We start from the raw sequence: 19,262 nt of genomic DNA, 5'->3' as shown, positions 1-19,262 counted from the left end.
CCAAAAGAGGTTTAGTGGCTGGTGAGCTTGAGTCCGATAATAGAAAACAATAGTAAGGCCAGAAAACCGAGGCGCGCAGGCGATGCAGGCTCATCGAAGAGCAGAATCCCCAAAAGTGCTGCACCAGTGGCTCCAATTCCGACCCAGACTCCGTAGGCGGTTCCAATAGGAAGTCCCTGGCTGGCCTTGGCTAAAAGAAACATACTGATGCAAAGAGTCGTTATCGTGAAGATAGTCGGGCGCAACCGGGTAAAACCATCGGTGTATTTCAATCCAACTGACCAGCAGACTTCGAACAGACCCGCGATAATGAGCAAAACCCAATTTTTGGACATAGCAATCCTGGCGTCGTCTTGTCCTAACCGGGTACGGCGCATCTCGTCCGGACTGCTGGTTGTGGTTTACCTGAGACAGCAGAGAAGCATCTCCAGACCTGCGACAGAATAAAGGTCGTAGAGTTCTACGATGATCCGGAGACCAAGGTCGATTCTATTGGATTCTAATTACAAAAATAACAACTCAGCGCCCCGTCAAGCAGAGCAAACGCGTAAGTATACATAATATGTGTTATCGGACATAAAAACGCTATTGAAACATCCGGCTTTAGATCCCTTTCTTGGCGTCTCGGAGTCTCACAAGTGATCGTTGGAAAACGTCTTATCTCGCAAGAGTTCCTCCTGTGTTGATCGGAAATACATTGAAGCTCCGGGCTGCGTTCCCTCTGCTGGTAGTGGCATTTGCTGGCATATGTCCCGTTGCTGCGATGCAAATGGGATCCGGTGCTGCGCTCACCTCACCTTCCTCAGGACCGATTACAGTTTCAGGGGTCGTCGTGAATGCCACGAACGGGATTCCGATCTCTCGAGCCCTCGTACGGATCAACGACCGCGCCATGTTGACCGACCATCTGGGTAGATTTGAGTTCACGCAATTTACGCCGCCCTCTTCTGCTGTCCTGGAGGTCCAGAAGCCTGGGTACTACTTCGGCCAGGAGACGGGCTCCTCAATGCCCCTTCGTGCCGATCAGATGGCCCAACCCGTCGTCGCTCGACTTTATCCTGAGGCTCTGATTACGGGGACGTTGACGACTCAGGACGGAACTCCGCTGCCCCAGATCTTCGTCAGCGCGCTTCGTAGGAGCTATAACGATTCGGGTAGTCAGTGGCTCCCAGTCAAGAACAGCATGACGAACTCTCATGGAGAGTTTCGTCTGGCCGTCCCTCCCGGAGACTATCGCATCACCTCAACCCCCTTCGCGCGTCTTCGTGGAAACTCCCAGATGGCACTTCCGATCTCATATCCCTCGCCGGGAGTCTCTGAGACAGCAGACAGTCTCCATATGAGCAGTGGTACAGAGCAAAGACTGGAGCTTCACGCTACCGTCAGCCCGTCCCACACAGTGAAAGTGATGCTGGATACCTCGCCGGAACGCGGTTTCCCGATGCTGCTCGCACGATCAAGCAACGGCGCGGTCTTTCCGGTCAACGTGACTCGAGGAGGCGGGCCCGAAGGAATGCAGATCGGTCTTCCCAGCGGGACCTTTACCTTACTGGCCACTCTCAATCGCAGAGACGGTGTGGAGTATGGAGAGGCTACAGTCACTGTCGGAGAGGACAATAACTCCGAGGTCGCGTTGCATCTGGCTCCCGTCGCTCCGATCCCTATTCAGGTGGTCGTCGATGGGGACACTACGTCCGATAAGACGCCGCCGGGGCCGCAGCAGCTTGGCTTATGGATGGAAAACGTACAACGGGCGGCTTATCCCACCGGGTCGACGTTTTCTATGCCTGTCATGAACGGCAATCAAGGGGCAGTATTCCGGCTCACCCCGGGCACCTACCGATTCAATGCCCGGAATAGCGGCTCATGGTATGTGAAGTCGATTACGTGTGGAACTTCCAATCTATTGCAACAGGATCTAACAGTGTCAGCGGGAGGAGCCGGGAGCGTCCCAATCATCGTGACGGTAAGCAATCAGACTGGAGGACTTCAAGGATTGGTCCGGCAAAAGGGATCGCCCGTTTCGGGATGGGTTTATGCGGTTCCCTCGGGACAGAGCGCGGTGCCAGTCTACTCGATCCACAGCGGAACAGATGGCAGTTTTAATCTCTCTTCCCTGCCCCCTGGCAGTTATGATGTCGTCGCTTTTGAGAGTCGTCATTCTGCTGATTACCGCGCACCCAATGCGTTGGCGCAATTCAACACCTATGTGCGACAGGTCACCATCACTTCTGGAAATAAAGCCATGCTGGATCTCGAGAGCGTTCCTGATACGGAGCTTCATCCATGAGGAAGAGCCTTCTTGCCGTTTCTCTGTTTACCGTGCTCTGTACTCTACCCATGACTGGCGAGTCCGCCGCTCCTTCAGGGTTTCGAATCACAGGAGTGGTCGTCAACAGCCTGAATAAGGCTCCAGTGGCCTATGCTCACCTCGATGCCAGCCCCGCGATAACTGAGAGGAGAATGAACAGCACTTTCAATCCCCGAACCGGCATCGCAACCGACACGGACGATCAGGGAAGATTCGCGCTGACACTTCCTTCGGCGGGGGCATGGCGTCTGACCGCAAGCGCCAGTGGATTTGTAACCCAAGCGTATGAGGAGCACGATAACTACTCTTCTGCCGTTGTGCTGTCTGCCGCAAATCCGTCCACTCGTCTTCAGTTTTCTCTTCCTCCTGAAGCAGAGATAACAGGAACCGTCATCGACGAAGCAGGAGAGCCCGTGCGAGATGCGCGGGTCACCTTGCAGCATCGTGCTTCCACTTCACCAGACCGGAAGGAGCAACCATTTCAGGCAAGGATGAGTGTGCAGACCGATGATCGAGGGATATATGAGTTCGCCGGCCTTGCTCCGGGAGATTATCGCGTCCTGGTCAATGCGCGCCCCTGGTATAGCATGGCAAGCCAATCACGAAGATACAATGACACGTCCAATGAAGCTCCTCCCGATCCATCGCTGGATGTCACCTACCAGGTGACGTGGTTCCCTGGAGTCGATGATCCTGCGCAGGCAGAGGTGTTCTCGCTGAAACCGGCGGACAGCCGCACGGCCGACTTTCATCTTGTGCCGATTCCAGCGATTCATCTACAGCTTGAGCTTCCTCAGTCCTCTTCTACAATCAACGGGCGTCCAGCGCCAACCTTCCCGGTCTTTGAGCGCATCGATAACGGAGCCGGGGGCCAAGGCATGGTACAGGCGATGCCCGGAGGCAGAATCTCCCAGGGGAAAATGGATATAGGAGGGCTTGCTCCTGGTCTCTATCGTGTGCGCTTTCCGGGACCAGATAGAACATCGCAGAGCGAGATCGTCGAGATCGCGGCAGGTGCGACGCGAACTGTTGACCTCGCCAGCGCGGCGACAGGTGTCGCAAACATTACGGTGAACCTGGACTCCGATGAGGATCACTCATTCGGAGTCGTCTTGAGGAGCCTCGAGAGCGGCAGACGGTTCTCGTCCTTTGAGGGCAGCTTGCGTCGCGGTTCATCGGAGCAGTCGTCACAATCCGTGACGCTGCAAGTTCCCCCAGGACGCTATGAGGTCTTCGTGGCAGGAAGAGGGAATAGTTTTTTGACGGGCATCACGGCAAAAGGCGCAGAGGTGAAAGGACGGCAAATCACCGTTGGTACAGGAGATATAGTTTTGGCATTACATACCTCGAATGGGTATGCCTCTGTGAGCGGGGTTGCGACCACAGGCGACGGCAAACCCGTAGTGGGTGCGATGGTGTTGTTGGTTCCTGCGGGCCTCGACGATCCTGCTTCCTTTGCGGTTCTGGTTCGCGATCAATCCAATACTGACGGAAGCTTTCACCTGAACAACGTCATTCCCGGGCCTTACATTCTTGCGGCAATCGATCATGGGTGGGATGTCAACTGGAAAGATCCGATGACGCTGCAACGTTACCTCACACAGGGTATTCCGCTGGATCTGCGCGCGAATATGAACCTCAAGCAGGACATTCCGACTCAATCGCCGTGAATCCATCTTCACGGTGTGTTAGTCTCAAAAAAGCTGCACAGAAGTGGAGAGATGGCCGAGTGGCTGAAGGCGCACGCTTGGAAAGCGTGTATACCGCAAGGTATCCAGGGTTCGAATCCCTGTCTCTCCGCCATCAAAGAATCAATAGGTTAGGTTGAGCGACTGCTCCCGACGAAATTCTACAACATTCAAGGCGTGTGTACTCCTGAGAGTTGATTTTGAGATGACTTTTCTCGTTAAGTGTCATCGCCCTCAGTCTTCAGGGCCATGAGGTTTTGAACGTTGGCAGATCGGGAATCTTGCGACTCACGGGTTTCCGATAAAGCGTCTCTATTCCCTTCCCCGATTGCGAACCGAGAAAGAAAATGAGGTCTAATATATGAGAACGGCAATCTCGGCGTTCTCGCTTTTGAGGGCAATTCCCGCTCTACCGACGATTTTTGGGTAACCGAAGAATTGTGTTGACGCAAATCTTGGTTGGGCTTACTTTACGGAAGCACTCACAAAACAAAGTTCGATCTATATTTTTGAAGTCTTCCCAGGTCCTTTACTGCGAGAGGGACTGTACGATGTTTATCTGCTTTGGTAGATCAAGAGGCCTCAGTTCTGAGGTCAGGAAAGCCGTTTTTGTAGGGCTTGTCGGTATAGCCCTGAGTCAGACTGCCATTGCGCAGTCACCTGCTCCAGATTCCAACGCCATTGTGTCCCGCGCTAACCAAGCGTTCTCGGCTGGTAAGCCGGTGACTTCTGTCGAGATGACAGGCAGAGCGGAATGGACGGCAGGTTCTACCAAGGACAGCGGCCCGGCAAAGCTCACTGCCAATGTCAACGGCGAAAACAAAGCCGAGTTCGACCTCAGCAATGGAACCCGGATCGAGAGTCAGTCTGCGATTGCCGAGGACAGGACATGCACGTGGTCTGGCAAAGATGGCGTTGAGCATGATGTGAGCGTGGCCAACTGCTGGACAGCTACAATATGGTTCTTGCCGCAGCTCGCTTTGCAGGGTAGCGGTCAGCCATCGATGCTCAGTGTGCAGTCTATCGATGAGACCCATCTGCGTCATCAAGTGACGTTTAATTCAAAGGTAGCATCTTCGCGGCCCGTTGTTGCGGATCTCTACTCCCGGATGCAGAAATGGAGCCAGACCGATCTCACGCTCGATCCTGCAACAGCACTTCCCTCCAGCCTGAAATACACGATTCATCCGGATCAAAACTCATTCGCAAACATTCAGGTCGAAGTTAGATACAGCAAATACCAGAATGTCTCGGGTGTCGAGATTCCCATGCATATCGAGCGGTATATCAATGGCTCTCTTCAGTTGAGTATCGATATCGATTCTGCGGTTATTTCCTAAATTTCTATCTGCCTTGAGGACGTTATGCAGCGAGCACATGCGTTTGCCATCGTTGTTCTTCTGATCATTTTCAGTCTTTCTGCCAAAGCGCAAAGCAACCCTGGAACGGGTCTCTATACTTGGGGTTCTTTCGATAGTCGCGGTTTTGACACGATCAATATCGGTAATCTCAATATTCACTTCGAGATTCCTCTTGTGCGCAAGCCGGGGCGAGGATTGAACTTTGATTACCGCATGGTTTATGACGGTCTGCATTGGGCGCCCGCCTTGGTCTCAACGAGTCAGAGTTGGGTGCCAGGGGATGGGTTTGGGTTCAGAGGACAGGTCAGTGGGGCCTTATATGCGGGCTATGTCACCTTTGATACATTGTTCGGAAATAAGTGCGTAGACAATGGAAACTCGATTCGCGCCACCATATTTGGGAATTGGGTTTACCACGACCCTTATGGAAGAAACCATCAATTCAACTTTAAAGATACATATTGTGGTTTTGACAACACTAATCCTCCAGTCGCAACCGGTGATGGATCAACGAAGGATGGGTCGGGCTATTACTTGAATGTTGCCGATGGAGTGCCGGATGGGTATGTTTACGGTCGCAACGGTTTCAAAATTGGTGCCCCAGAAAACCCGTCATCGGCAGTTCCCAGCAGTATTACTGACAGCAATGGAAACACGATCAACAACAATGGGAACGGGACGTTTACGGACACTCTGGGCACAACGGCGCTAACGATTGGAGGCAATGGTAACGCGTCCAGTCCGCGCACATTTACCTACAATGTTGCTCGTCAGTCTGACTCAAACACAACTGCGACCGCCTCGATGTCGTACCACACCTATACGGTGCAGACAAATTTCGGTTGCCCAAATATCGGAGAATACGGACCACTCCAAAACGACCTTGTGGACAGGATCACGCTCGCGGATGGAACGTTCTATCAATTCAATTACGAGAGTACTCCTGGATACAGTGGGTCCGTGACAGGTCGTCTTGCCTCCGTCACTCTGCCAACGGGTGGAACGATTAGCTATCAATACACGGGTGGTTGCAATGGTAACGGGATGAATGCGGATGGAACACCAGGTTCACTCCATCGAGTGACCTCGGATGGAACAAGATCGTATGACCGTGGCGCGAGCACCAATGGCTCTACGACGACATTGCAGGATGAAGCCGGAAATCAGACATCCTACATCTTCACCAATTCAGGTGGTTTGTACTACGAGACGCAGCACACGGTACACAGCGGTAATACTTCAGGCCCAGTCCTGGCAGATGTCTTGACTTGCTATAACAATATCTCCAGCTGTAATGGTGTAGCAATTGCCACACCGATTACGCAAAAAGACGTCACCATTAGCTACAACGGCGGTGCTCAAAAGAAAACGACTGATGCTTACAGTACAAATGGATTTTTGAATAGTGAATGGGTTTACAACTATGGTGGTGCGCTGCTTAAGTCAACGAGCTATTCCTATGTTGCCCCGGGCCGAATATCGAGCATCACCATCAATGATGGGGGCAGCCATCTGACTTCAAAGACAACATATAACTATGATCAGGGCTCACTGACCACAACTTCCGGCATTCCACAACATAATCCGGTTTCAAGTGCCCGAGGGAATCAGACATCGTCTTATACCTGGATCAATACTACGAACACTTGGCAGAATACCTCTGCTAACTACTACGATACGGGGGTCCCTGTAAGCACGACTGACCCGAACGGCACAACCCAATACTCATACGACTCGACCCAAGGCTTTACGACGCAGGTAACACCGCCTACACCGTCCAGCGGAGTCTCGCTTCCAACAACAGCAAGCTATGATGTTGCTTCAGGCATTCAACTATCGGCATCAGATGCGAATAATACCGGCACGCCGATGGTGCAATATACCCAATATGACAAACTCCTGCGGCTCAAACAGATCAATACGATTGACGGAGGCAGCACCATCTACAACTACTATCCCAGTGCCTGGGGGCCTCAGAGTGGAGCGAATGCGATTACGGCTCTCAATGCGAGCACGAGCGCAAATACGAGCGTTTTGTACGATCTCTATGGTCGTGTAGACCGCAAGGTTGTACTGAATGGGCAAACGAGTAGTCCCTGGTATCAGGTCGACTATTGCTATGACGTTACGGGTAGACTTCACTTTCAACCCATAGTTTACCAAGGCACCGCTTGGAGCACGGCAAAGCAATGTTCCGGCACTGGAACGACATACACCTATGATGCTCTGGGGCGAGTTACCAATATCAACACACCCGATGGCAATACGACATATCAGTACAACTCTCGCGCAGTCAAAGTAACCGACGTTAATGGCGTTCAGAAGATCACACAGTACGATGCTTTGGGCAGAATCACGGCAGTCTGCGAAGGTTCCGGTGTCTCGTATCAGGGTGACTCTCCACAGAACTGCGGATTAGATATCGCTGGAACAGGTTATTTAACGACGTACGCTTACGATCTCTCCAACCACAAGACAACAATCACACAGGGAGTTCAGCAACGCATCTTTCAAACGGATTCGCTCGGTCGAACGATTTATACGAAGGAGCCTGAACGTGGAGAGACGACGTACACCTATGTCTATAACAGCACGGGGTTGCAAGTAACGCGCACAAAGCCCAAGGCCAATCAGGGTGATTCAAACACGAAGACCAACACTACAACGCAGTACGATAAAGTTGGTCGCGTGGTGTCGATCAGTTACGATGATGGCCTTACGCCAAATAAGCAATTTGACTATGACGCGGTCAATTCGCAGATGCAGTGGACCCAAAGCCCAGCCAATCTCAAGGGGCGTCTGGTTGATATGGCTTCGGGCTCCGGTTCAACGCTGACGCGGGGTCTATTCGCCTATGATGCGATGGGTCGGGTAACCGCAATGTGGCAATGCGCTCCCTCGATATGTGGGACTTCCTCACAAGAGAGTCGACCTGCTCTTCAGTTCGGCTATGATCTGGCTGGAAATCTAACAAGTGAATTCGACGGCGCAAGTGGGCAGATCGCTTACGGAAGATCGCCAGCAGGTGAGGTCACTTCGATTACCAATCTCAACTATACCGATACCTATAACCCACCGAATCTTGTCTCAAATGTGGTCAATGGGCCGTTCGGCCCTACTAGCTACACGTTGGGTAACGGTTTGAGTGTTCTGCGTACCTACGATGCGATGGGACGTTATGTCGGAAACTGGTTTTGCAATAATGGTTCGACGCAAGTGGATTGTGGGAACGCGAACGCTAGTACAGTTTTCTTGGCGACAGGTTCAATGAGTGGCAATCACTTGAGTTGGCAATGTGAATCAATAATGGGCTGCCATGATTACCAATACGATGAGGTCAATCGCGTCGTCGTAAACGATTCCTTTGGTACCGTCTATGGAACCTATTCCTACGACCGTTATGGCAATCGTTGGCAGCAAACCTCGCCTCAGGGAGGGCCTGCCCCGTCATACTCATTCGATGCCACTACCAACCACATCAACGGCTTTGGCTACGATGCGGCAGGCGATATGACCAATGATGGTTTCCATTCCTATACCTACGATGCGGAAGGCAAGATACTCCAGGTTGATAGCGGAACGACAGGACAATATGTTTATGACGCAATGGATCGCAGAGTGCGCACACAGAATGCAACCGCAACCTACGAGTATCTGTATGACTATGCCGGTCGTCGCCTATCAAGCTGGCTGGAGCCGAGCAACTTCGGCAATGAAGGCCGAATCTATTGGGACGGACAACAGATAGCCTATCGCGCCCAGAACGGCCAAACCTACTTCGAGCATAAGGATCTGATTGGGACGGAGCGAATGCGCACGAACTATACCGGGACTGTCGCGTCGACCTATTCGTCTCTGCCTTGGGGGGATGGTTACAGTCCCAATGAAAACGATCCAGCAGGTGACGGACTCGACAATCTCCACTTCGCCCAACTGGACAAGGACTCAGAATCCGGTACAGAGCACGCTCAGTTCCGGCAGTATTCCTCCACACAAGGCCGATGGATGAGTCCAGATCCCTACAGCGGAAGTTATGACTTCATGAATCCCCAGAGCTTCAATCGATATGCTTATGCGAGCAACAATCCGTTGGGCTTTGTAGACCCATTGGGTTTGGACTACTGCGATATGAGCGGAGCGCCGAATCAGAATATACAGCCTGGAGATGCGAACTCCTGTTCCCGAGCTGGTGGTTTTTGGGTAGTGGAAGATCCCACGAGTAAAGACCCGAATAACTGTATGACTTCGGCCTCTAACTGTACGGTGAATGTCACAGACGGTTGGTCAGATCCCGTCGCTCCGGGTACTGGAATGCCTGGGGCGACGGGAGGAGATGAACAGTATGGGATTCCGGGTGGCGGTGGTATTGCCCCAAGTAACCAGAACATCGCTACCTGTGCAGCCAATTTTGCAGATAAATACAGCATCGCGGGCGGCCTACATGCCCTTGGTATCGGCAACAGCGGCGTAGGTGGATTCATCACCAATGCACTTGGCGGGAACGCCTTCAGCGGAGCCACAAATTTAATCTCCAGCTTCGGCAGCGGTGCTGCTGGAGGTCATAGCGTCTTCTACAACATGGGGCAGAGCCTCATGGCTGGGCCTCTCCAGGGCATTCCCGGAGGTAGCGGTGTTTGGGGTGCTTCTGCCTCCGATCTGACTACAGGAGCGATTGCGGGGGGTGCTTTCTCTGCCGTGACCGGTGCCGGGCAGACGCTGCAAGGACTGAATGGCGCGGCCAGTCTCGCCTCAACCGGAATCGACGCTGCGGAATTTGCTTCGGGAGTCGGAATAGCCAAATTCATCTACGACGCTGCCTCTTATGGAGTCGGTCTGGTTCATTGCCACAATTAGGAGACGTCATGCATTCAATTATCTGGCTTCTCCTGTTCGCTCCTCCTTGCTTGGCAGTATTGACTTGGCTTATGACGCGGGGCTGGACGTTAATGATGATGCGGGGACGATCTACGCCACGTTTGGCACTGTGGCAGAAGTATGATTTTTGGATCATTTTGATCATTCTCTACGTCGTGATGTTTACAGCCGCAATGGTCGAGCACAAACTTTGAGATTGTTATGTATGTGAAAGAAAGCTGCTCATTTCGGGCGGAATTTATCGCCCCAAATAACACTCCCTGGTACAAGAATCCCTGCATCCAAAGCGCACTCGCCAAAGGTGCTGCCAGTACTGCTCTTGATGCGGTAGGGCTGCTTCCTGAAGGTGGCGCTGTCGCTTCCGCGTTTAGTCTTTGGCATGGAGCCGCTGCTGTTTCTAACGGAAACAAGATTCTTGAGCGAGTCCAATTTGGGACAGCACTGATCTCTACTGCGAATGCGGGTTCCGATATTTCAGGATCAGAAGGAGCCTTTTCGCTTAGTGGTGCTCAGACGCTTACCGGAGCGACGGCGATTGGGGCGGGTCTTCTAAAGGCTGCGCCGGTTGTTGGGCAAGTTATTTCCGGCATTTCGGTAGCTGAAGATTTGTACGGAACCTATAAGGCGGTGGCCGGATGTCATCCTTAGACAAAGTAATTACCGCAGACGATAGAAAGATGCGCCTGCCGTGGTGGGGGGTACTCTGTGTAATTCTGGGTGCCCTAGCAGTGCTGATCTTATTCGATCATTTCGGACAGTTGGCTCTCGCTCGTCCGACCATGATCTCGGCAGCGATGGTGGTTATCGCAATCACAATGAGGTGGAGGCTGAAACGGCATGTGTGGTTTTGGGTCACGATGATCGTTTTTGCAGCTCTTCATGTCCCGTTGATCTTGTTCGTTCCGTGGACGACCAAGTGGGTTCCAGCCTTAGCGATAATCCCAATCGGCATAGCCGATTTATTCATAATGCTTTGGGTTCTCTCGATAATCGGAAAGTTCATGGGAGAACCGAAGACCACTGAAAGATGACAGCACTTCTATGACGGTACGACGGAAATGGATAGATGTACGACGACGTTCGACGTTAGTGCATTTGGACTTGCTGCAAATAACGTATATGTCTTTGTCCCCGGCATTGGGATGCTCGGACCATCTCCTAAGAGGGGATGCGATCAATTTGCCAGGGCTACGCAAGCCGCAGTACATGCGACTGCGACAGCAATTGGGAACCTAAAAGGAACTGGAAACAAATTGATGGCCAGTCTAAAGGCTACTGCTCCTTATATAGGCGTTTATAGTGAAACGGGTGCAACCCTTTTGGGGTTTAGTGAAGCGGCTGCCGCGACGGCAGGAGCATGGCTGTCTGGAGTCGCTGAAACCATCGGGTCTGCAACTACTGTCTATGCCCCAAATAACGGCACAAATAACCCAACGCAAAATCCTAGGGCGACACAATGCAAAATCAAGGTCGGAGTTGGAATCGGCCTTGATGTCGCTGGAACTGCTCTTAGCTTTGCCTCTGGTGCTGGTGAAGGCATAGTCATAGCTCAGGTGACTGTCGGCTTAGCATCAGCCGCCTACAGCGCTTACAACGGTAGCGTCTCCTACACTCTGGAAAACGCTACTGGCGCTCAAGTCTCGGCGATAACAGCAGGAGCTGCCGAAGTGGGATGGAAAGCGACCGCAACGACGCTGACACGGTTTGGCAGAGGTCTCAGTGCTTTTGCATTGGGTGCTGACTTGATAAACGCGTCGAGTTTGTACCAAGCATGCTTGGCGGGGCACTGATCATGCCTAGTGAAATTGAGAGTGTCTCATCGAAACTGTCGGCGCTTCTTCCGCCTGTCTGTACAGCCCCGATTTGGTTTTTCTTACGTAATTCTCCAGGCAGGGCGCTAGCGGCGTGGTTCTTCGCAACAGCGCTCGTTATCACTGTTCAGATCTTCTGGGAAAAGCGAAGGTTTCTCTGGTTCTGGATGACAGCCGCTGTTCTGGTTGTCCTACATGTACTGCTGGTTCTGTACGTTCCGTGGCCAAACGTTTACACCACAATCGGCGGCCCAGCTTTCGTTCCTTTTGGGTTGCTGGATTTCGGCATCTATTTCGGATGTTTCAAGCTTGTCGAGAAGGTGGCGGAGAGAGCTTGATCGAAGTGGATATGTGTACGCTCTCGACAAATATCAGGCGTGTAAGGCGGGAATCGGTGGCTAGCCAAGAGAAGAATCAAGAGAAGAAAGACCTCTATCCTTTTTCGTTCATGGTGCTGATTTTCTTGGTCGCCGTGATTATTTCTTCGATAGCGAAGCAGCATACGAGCAGTAATGCGGCTTGGGGAATCGGTGCCTGCACTGTTGCGCTGATGGTTGCCGCCAAGACTCGCTGGGAACTCAAAGGAAAGTGGTGGTTCTGGATCGCTCTATGTATAGGGTCGGCATTACAACTGCCACTTGTATTCCTCATGCCATGGTCGAATCAATATCTAACCGGAATCGGCGCGATGGCCTTTGTCATACCGGGATTTCTGATGGCCTATGGGTGTATTTATATTGCCGAAAAGTTCTTTGAAAACAGCAGTAGCCCCAAATAACGGAAATCAGCTAACAGCTTGTCAGCAGACAATTCTGAACGCTACCAATAATCAGTTTGGGACGAACTATACAAATGCGAATGTCACAAACACTTTCAATTTCTCGACGGGAGCGGGTCCAGGTCAAGGTACGTTGAATCTGAACATCAACGGCTCAACGGCTGGCGTATCCACGGGCTACTACCCGGTTCACTGGTGGACATACGCCATCGGCTTTGGGCCGACCCTTCATGTTGTGGGCGGCGACGAGCTAGACAGCCCACAGACGCTACAATTTGGACCTAACCAGGGGACGTTCCACATCGATTCCGGCTTTCCATACAATCCGATTGGTGCTTTCGCCCACTGGCTTCTGAACATGACGCAGGTGGGAGGATACCCCAAATGCTGATCGGGAACCGTCAAGTATCCTTCTGCTTTAGAAGGCTCAACCTGCTTGTAACAGTTTTGCTGGCCATGTCTGTGATGTCACTTGCGGCTCAAACGCTCGAAATCAAGTTGGTGGACGGTAGAAACGGACGCCCTATGGTTGGAACTTCCGCCTACGTGAATGTCTGGGTTGGCGGAGAGCGCAAGGAAGCAATCGCGATACCCACGGACGACCACGGCGTTGCTCGACTACAACTCACGCTGAATCCGAACGAGGAGAACATCTCCATCTCGACGGGCCACGGCACTATCGTCGAGAAGCATCCCGTTGTGAAATACGATGCGTCCTTCCGAATCAATGCTCCCTACGTGTTGTGCGGAGCAGGCGGAAACCGCTCTTGGCTAGCCCTCAAGAACTTCAGCACAAAGGAAGTTCTTGACCACGGATATGCGTCGGCAAACACATGCGGCAAAGTCACAGCCTCGCCACGGCCCGGGCAAGTAATCCTATTCGTTAGGCCGCTCACGTTCTTGGAAAAGATGAAGCAATAGCGGAAAACCATGAATATTTGTATGACGAGGTTCAACGCTAGTGCATTTGGTATTGCCCCAAATAACTCCAGTCGTGCTATCAAAATCCTTCAATGCGCTTCGCAAATAGCAAACCAGTTCAGCATCGCCGGTATTTTGGGCGTAGATGAGAACAAGCATCCATACTTGGCGAGCTTGGACAAGGACGGTTTTGAGATATCGCCGTCTTACAGAGATCAAATATGTCCCTTGGGACTCAATCTGTTCCGTAACTTTGTGGAGAAATGCGGGAGGTATCGTTGTTCGAATCGAGGGTAGAAACTTGCTGTGTCGTTACAAATTCTTACTTGACTCCCGCCCTGGTATCGAAAAAGTAACTGAGAAGTCGTCAGACGAGGATCCGATTGAACTCACCCTCTTGCGTCGAAAAATTGTCGGTTCTATTTGGTAAGGGTGTTGCCTCAAGTAACGGCAGGAATTCCAGGTCAACTTTATGTAAAGCCAAGGTTGAGTTGGAATTGGGCTCGATGTCGCTGGCGATGCGGCAGGCGCAGGTTCGACTGGGTGCTGGCGTATCTGATCGCCTTCTTTTTCGTGATGATTTTTGTTTTCCACTTCGGATGATGGCAGCACGGCTGTCTCTTCGAGGTGCGCCTTGCAGCGTCCGTGGCCATCACCAGGAGTTGCGGCGACTATTGGACCTGATATCGTCGCCTCACCCGCTCATAGACGTGGCGTGGTATCCGAATGCTGCGATAGCGGCGTTTGTTCATTGTGTTTTATTTTGTTGCCTTCCCCGCTCGCCGTTGATCGCTTTCCTGTTTGAGCCGCTGCCTACACCTATCGCTACATGTTATTGAGTCCGCCCGGCGCGCTCCTGGCGCTCCCGGTGTTATAGGGAAGTATCTTCCGCAACCAGTAGTAGCACACTTTCTCATGTCCCAATCGCCTGCGACAACCTCGGCAAATCGGAGCCACATTGCGGCCAGTAGATTCGAGGGCTGAAATAAGACACGTTGCCCGAGTTCAGTTTGACCATTCCGAACCATAGTCAGGTGAGGAGCAATATTCAGAGTTTCAAGTCGATCATTTATGAGGCGCTGGAGTGCATATCGCGCCGGTAATAAAATCTCACCTTCCCGGAACCCCGAATATTCGACACCGCTCATGAGCGAAGCAGAGTGCGCCACAACGCTCCATCGATTCTTTCCTTCATAGATAACGTATTTGCTTCGGTCCTTGTTTTCTTGCCACTTGATAACCTCTTTCAGCTTTTCGACATCTCTAGCTCTGACGTTCTGCCAAAGATTGACCGCCTCGCGTACATCCGCAATAGCCTGTTGCCATGTCCGAAGCTTCGAACCGTATCCCCAAACTCCCTGCTGCCCATTCTTAACACGACTTTCAACAGAGTCGAAATCAATGAGCTGGTGGCCATACTCAGTGGCAAATCGCAGTATTCCATCTCTAGTCGGCTCGGTGTCCGCGAAGGTCAAGAAGCTGCCCGGTTGAACATCGGCACGTCTAAGCATGCACCCTTCTTCAACAAGGGCCGCCAACTGCGGCTCCTTATCTTTTTCGCGAGTCGTCCACTGATAACCGAGTTCGCTAACTTCGCCTTGATAGAGAATTGTGACTTCCATTGCTATTATCCGCTCTAACGAATAAATAAAAATATCCGTTTATTTTTAATTTTACGGTTGACAATAAGATAGGGCAATAATACCCTCGCAATTGTAGATGAAGGGGAAAGAAATGCATCATCTAAAGATCGGCAATATTGTTCGTTTGAAGTAGGGTGGTCCACCCATGACGGTGAGTGAGGTCCGGGCCGTTGGCGGCACAGGGTTCACTGCATTTGGTTAGCGAGCACTAAACAGCTCGACAATTAGTTTCGGCTGGAGGTATTTAGAAACGGCTTGAATTGAGCCAACAGAAAAGAATGGCGTCGCAAGGGATTCTGGCCCAAACGACGCCTAAGCCAAAGACCAACCCACGCGAATGGATTCGTTCGGCTCCCTTCATCATATCAAGGTGAGTCGAGCGGTCCCCTACCCCCAAAGGAGACCCTATGTTAGATCACCCCGCCTGTATCTCAGAAGCCCTCGCTGCACTTTCACTCCGCGCCATCCGTCGCGGACAGAAGCCACACCTCTCTCTGAAGGCCATACGCAGTTATCACGCTTTTCACCTGCTCCCCACGCCAAAGCCAGCCAAGGGACAGCTTCTTGTATCTTGCAAGATCCCGCCGCCGTCAAGAGCATCGGTCGCTACCCTCTCGGAATACTTCGAAGCACGTTGCAGACCCGAAGACCTTCGCCGAGCTGCATCCGATAGGCGCTGGAACAACAGCATGGCTCGGGAGCGCGGCCATGCATAGGGCGATACACGATACGGGAGCGGAGGGGCAATGCTAATCGGCATCTTCGACTTCGCTAAAGTCCAGGCCATTATTGAGCGGGGACGGCATCCCGTTGCGGTGATGGCGCGGGACGGGGATGGCTCCGACCTCGAAGTCATGGCAATTCCTATGACTCCCGAAGTCCAGGCCGATGTCACAGCTCGTGGCCTTGAGTGTTTGGCCATAGCCGGAATCCTCGACGGTGCTCCTGTAATCGAGATGCCCAAATCACTCGCTGAAGATGTTGCGTTCGCTATTGGGATGGCCCATCGCCGCTACATCGAGGCTCAACCAGCCAACACATAAAACACGATCCCCTGCCCTATTCCCTGTCCCCTTGTCCTACCGACTCGGGATAGGGCGGGGTCTTTCTCACCATCACCCCTCAAACCCCGAAAGGTGGTAAATAATGGCTCCTCCGGTATGGGTTCTTTCTGTAGACCTCCAAACCAAGACGGCGACTTTCGTCTCTGGCATGGGAGAGGCCGCAAGGTCAGCCCGTAGTGCGTTCAGCGACATACGCAATTCAGCCCGCGAGGGCGGCGAAGGTGTTGCAGCGGCGGGCCTCAATGTCCGTTCGGCCATCGGTCTTGTTGACAACACCATCCGGGGTGCTCATGCGATGGCTATCGCTGACCTCGTCCGTGAGTTCCAGCACACGGCCATTGTGATGGCGGCCTTACCCTTTGCTGTGACCATCGCGGGCATAGCTGCTGTTACAGCCGTTGCCGTTGAAGTCGCTAACAAAATCCGTGAATGGCGGGAAGAGCAAGAAAAGCTCGGCAACGCGACAACAAAGTTCGGGACGGATGTTCAGGAGTCTTTCAACACTCTGGACCAAAGGCTTCTGCAATCGGGCATTCGTGCCGATGAACTGCGAAATAGCCATCTCGGCGCGTTGCACAAACAACTCGAACTTATCGACCACACTTCGATGCAGGATCTCGTCAAAGAGTTCGAGAGCATCGCGAAGGCCGCAGACCCCGTCTTCAAGATGTTGGAAGGCCATTGGTACACGCTTGGGATTGGCTCAGCCGGGGCGGTTCACGCTATCGAGCAATTCAAAACGAAGTACGACTCATTGTTATCTCAGGGTAAAGACAAAGAAGCATCGGATTTACTCGCAGGAACCCGCGACAGCGCACAAAAAATCCTCGATGCCCAGACCGCGCTAAAGAACAGCAGACAAGGCGGCGGTCTGATGGGGCCATCGGTGGATTACGTCTCACAGTACAAAGCTCTTGCGACGTTGAAGGCTGCCGGGGTGGGTGACACCGAGAAAGAGATGCGGGCGCAAGAAGTTCTCGTGCAAGCACTCAACGGACAGATAACCGCACAGGCCAAGATTGCCGAGATAAAGAAGCTCGACTCCGACAACGCCAAGAAACAAACCGGCAACGAAGCAAGCGCCCGAGCATCTGAAGCGGCCCGTAATGCTGCACAGAGTCAGCTCGCTATCGCACAGGCACAGCTCGCAGCAGATAAGAGCTTCGCGGATGCTCGGCTCGTAATCCAACAGGCCAGCGTCGCCCAACGCCTCGACAGTGATCTCGCTTTTTCGCAGCGGGACATGGACATCAAACTCCAGGCCAACGCCGCTGAGATTGCCGCGCTTGATAAATCCGGGAAGGATTACACGAATCAGCTCAAGGCACTCCGAAACCAACAGCTCAACATCGAGGCACAACATACCGCAGCCGTCGCAGCTCTCCGGGCACGGGCGGACATCGAGCAAAACCAACGTGACCTCGCCAGCGCTCAACAAATCGAGCGGGAGAAGATCAACGCTACAGACCAAGGTTCCGCCGAGAGGTTGGCAGCTATCGACGCGGCTATCAAAGCCGCACAAGCCAAAAACCTTCAAGAAACGGACTACTACCGGCAACTGTTGACGCAGCGGGTAGACACCGTCCGGCAGAAGACCTCCGAAGAGGCCAAGCTCAAGGCGGATGCAGGCCGTGAAGCCGCCGACAACGCCCTGAAGATGGGAGAGCTTTCCGTCGCGGCGGAGCGGCAACAAATGGCCGTGCTCGATTCTGCCCGGAGAATGACGGACCAGCAGCGCGTTGCGGAATCGCTGGCGATGGCCGAGAAGGAATTTCAGCTCAAGCAACAGGCGTTGAGATCACAGATTGAGGCGTTGGACACGACAGGCAAGGACTATCAGAACAAATTACAGGCGTTACAAAACAAAGAATTGCAGCTCATCAAAGAGCACGAGAACGAAAAGACAGCTATCCAAAACCAAGCGACGATGGCGCGGAACAATCGCGTCCTGAATTCTTATAGGCAATTCGAACAAGGCATCGCTCGAAGCACTGCAAGCGTTCTCTTAGGGCAACAGTCGTTTGCCTCGGTGATGAATAGCATAGCGAGCCAAGTTGCAGGCGGGATGATTCAGAACTCTCTGATGTCGATCATGGCGATGGACATGACAAAGCCACATGAGGCAGCAGCCGCTGCTCGTCAGATGTTTCTTGCCGGGACCAAGTTTCCTTTTCCTGCAAACCTTGTTATGCCTCCAATTCTCGGCGCTTCTGCTTTCGCGGCTGTGATGGCTTTCAATCAGGGCACGGATATGGTGCCGGGGGTAGGACGTGGTGACATAGTCCCCGCCATGTTGACCCCCGGTGAGGGTATCGTCCCCGGTGGTGTCATGGACGGTTTACGCAACGTTGCCCGGAATGGCGGCTTTGAAAACGGTGGCCAAACAGTTCAAGTTCACGTGCGCCCGGTTTATAACCTCCAGGCACTCGACAGCGCGGGTATTGAACGAACACTAAAGACTCACACGGCGACACTGACGAAGCATTTCAACCAGCAAGTCAGAAGGATGAATAAATGAACCCGCTCCTCTGAGCGAAGCATTGAGGGAATAAACGCTAATCGGATCGATCTATTGTTTGCCACATACAGAAGACCTTTTCTCTAACGTGGGGCTGCCTCTCAGGGACGCCTCTCATAACCCCAACACTACCTGAAAGGAAATGGAATTATTCCACACTATGATTCAGCTCAACGGTGACCACAAGATTTTCCAAACGATACCCGGCCAAGGATGGCGGGTTCTGATCGCAACTAGAAACGGCGACGGTGGTAAGGGCAAAGCAGAAGTCTTGGAGTGCCCCGTCGTTGCT

The 19,262-nt window shown here is 52.6% G+C and carries 13 protein-coding genes, 1 tRNA gene and 1 riboswitch; of the genes, 12 read left to right on the top strand and 2 right to left on the bottom strand.

Translation table 11 applies throughout. The annotated features are described in order from the left end of the window. Positions 1-11: 11 nt before the first annotated feature. Positions 12-335: a quaternary ammonium compound efflux SMR transporter SugE gene (sugE, locus tag H7846_RS10275; RefSeq protein ID WP_186691887.1), complete on the bottom strand. Its 324-nt coding sequence runs from the start codon at positions 333-335 to the stop codon at positions 12-14. Positions 336-342: 7 nt separating this feature from the next. Beyond that, a riboswitch (guanidine-III (ykkC-III) riboswitch) is annotated at positions 343-406 on the bottom strand. A 273-nt stretch (positions 407-679) separates the two neighbouring features. Between sugE and H7846_RS10270 the strand changes: the two genes are divergently transcribed. The 10 genes from H7846_RS10270 (at position 680) to H7846_RS10225 (ending at position 13,745) form a co-directional block, all read left to right on the top strand. After that, the gene (locus tag H7846_RS10270) at positions 680-2,290 is read left to right on the top strand and encodes a carboxypeptidase-like regulatory domain-containing protein (RefSeq protein ID WP_186691885.1); all 1,611 of its coding nucleotides are present in this window, start codon (positions 680-682) and stop codon (positions 2,288-2,290) included. Then, positions 2,287-3,981: a carboxypeptidase-like regulatory domain-containing protein gene (locus H7846_RS10265; protein ID WP_186691883.1), complete on the top strand. Its 1,695-nt coding sequence runs from the start codon at positions 2,287-2,289 to the stop codon at positions 3,979-3,981. The genes H7846_RS10270 and H7846_RS10265 overlap by 4 nt, the downstream gene beginning before the upstream one ends. 45 nt (positions 3,982-4,026) lie before the next feature. Beyond that, positions 4,027-4,114 (top strand) — tRNA-Ser (locus tag H7846_RS10260). 436 nt (positions 4,115-4,550) lie between these two features. After that, positions 4,551-5,339 (top strand): hypothetical protein, encoded by a 789-nt coding sequence (locus H7846_RS10255; protein WP_186691881.1) that lies wholly within the window; start codon positions 4,551-4,553, stop codon positions 5,337-5,339. A gap of 24 nt (positions 5,340-5,363) precedes the next feature. Beyond that, complete coding sequence (locus H7846_RS10250; protein WP_186691879.1) at positions 5,364-10,214, top strand: RHS repeat-associated core domain-containing protein; 4,851 nt, start codon at positions 5,364-5,366, stop codon at positions 10,212-10,214. 222 nt (positions 10,215-10,436) lie between these two features. Next, positions 10,437-10,883: a hypothetical protein gene (locus tag H7846_RS10245; RefSeq protein WP_186691877.1), complete on the top strand. Its 447-nt coding sequence runs from the start codon at positions 10,437-10,439 to the stop codon at positions 10,881-10,883. Positions 10,884-11,491: 608 nt separating this feature from the next. Then, a complete protein-coding gene (locus tag H7846_RS10240; protein WP_186691876.1) occupies positions 11,492-12,025 on the top strand; it encodes a hypothetical protein in 534 nt (177 codons plus the stop codon). A 415-nt stretch (positions 12,026-12,440) separates the two neighbouring features. Beyond that, positions 12,441-12,824 (top strand): hypothetical protein, encoded by a 384-nt coding sequence (locus tag H7846_RS10235; protein WP_222597489.1) that lies wholly within the window; start codon positions 12,441-12,443, stop codon positions 12,822-12,824. Continuing rightward, positions 12,799-13,215: a hypothetical protein gene (locus H7846_RS10230; RefSeq protein ID WP_186691872.1), complete on the top strand. Its 417-nt coding sequence runs from the start codon at positions 12,799-12,801 to the stop codon at positions 13,213-13,215. The genes H7846_RS10235 and H7846_RS10230 overlap by 26 nt, the downstream gene beginning before the upstream one ends. Further along, the gene (locus tag H7846_RS10225) at positions 13,209-13,745 is read left to right on the top strand and encodes a hypothetical protein (RefSeq protein WP_186691870.1); all 537 of its coding nucleotides are present in this window, start codon (positions 13,209-13,211) and stop codon (positions 13,743-13,745) included. Before H7846_RS10230 ends, H7846_RS10225 begins: the two co-directional genes overlap by 7 nt. A gap of 758 nt (positions 13,746-14,503) precedes the next feature. On the opposite strand, the gene H7846_RS10220 is transcribed toward H7846_RS10225, so the two are convergent. Beyond that, positions 14,504-15,367 carry a hypothetical protein gene (locus H7846_RS10220; RefSeq protein ID WP_186691868.1) on the bottom strand — a complete coding sequence of 288 codons (864 nt, stop codon included), beginning with the start codon at positions 15,365-15,367 and terminating at the stop codon, positions 14,504-14,506. A 767-nt stretch (positions 15,368-16,134) separates the two neighbouring features. Between H7846_RS10220 and H7846_RS10215 the strand changes: the two genes are divergently transcribed. After that, complete coding sequence (locus H7846_RS10215; RefSeq protein WP_186691866.1) at positions 16,135-16,431, top strand: hypothetical protein; 297 nt, start codon at positions 16,135-16,137, stop codon at positions 16,429-16,431. Positions 16,432-16,534: 103 nt separating this feature from the next. Next, positions 16,535-18,970, top strand: coding sequence for a coiled-coil domain-containing protein (locus H7846_RS10210; protein WP_186691865.1), 2,436 nt, complete (start codon positions 16,535-16,537; stop codon positions 18,968-18,970). Positions 18,971-19,262: the final 292 nt, after the last annotated feature.

This window comes from Edaphobacter sp. 4G125, from assembly GCF_014274685.1.
In the GTDB taxonomy this organism is placed as follows: Bacteria; Acidobacteriota; Terriglobia; order Terriglobales; family Acidobacteriaceae; genus Edaphobacter.
This window is presented reverse-complemented; position numbering and strand designations above follow the sequence as displayed.

Coding starts and splice junctions, on each gene's coding strand:
- sugE (WP_186691887.1), bottom strand. CDS start 335: ATGTCCAAAAATTGGGTTTTGCTCATTATCGCGGGTCTGTTCGAAGTC.
- H7846_RS10265 (WP_186691883.1), top strand. CDS start 2,287: ATGAGGAAGAGCCTTCTTGCCGTTTCTCTGTTTACCGTGCTCTGTACT.
- H7846_RS10255 (WP_186691881.1), top strand. CDS start 4,551: ATGTTTATCTGCTTTGGTAGATCAAGAGGCCTCAGTTCTGAGGTCAGG.
- H7846_RS10250 (WP_186691879.1), top strand. CDS start 5,364: ATGCAGCGAGCACATGCGTTTGCCATCGTTGTTCTTCTGATCATTTTC.
- H7846_RS10245 (WP_186691877.1), top strand. CDS start 10,437: ATGTATGTGAAAGAAAGCTGCTCATTTCGGGCGGAATTTATCGCCCCA.
- H7846_RS10240 (WP_186691876.1), top strand. CDS start 11,492: ATGGCCAGTCTAAAGGCTACTGCTCCTTATATAGGCGTTTATAGTGAA.
- H7846_RS10225 (WP_186691870.1), top strand. CDS start 13,209: ATGCTGATCGGGAACCGTCAAGTATCCTTCTGCTTTAGAAGGCTCAAC.
- H7846_RS10220 (WP_186691868.1), bottom strand. CDS start 15,367: ATGGAAGTCACAATTCTCTATCAAGGCGAAGTTAGCGAACTCGGTTAT.
- H7846_RS10215 (WP_186691866.1), top strand. CDS start 16,135: ATGCTAATCGGCATCTTCGACTTCGCTAAAGTCCAGGCCATTATTGAG.
- H7846_RS10210 (WP_186691865.1), top strand. CDS start 16,535: ATGGCTCCTCCGGTATGGGTTCTTTCTGTAGACCTCCAAACCAAGACG.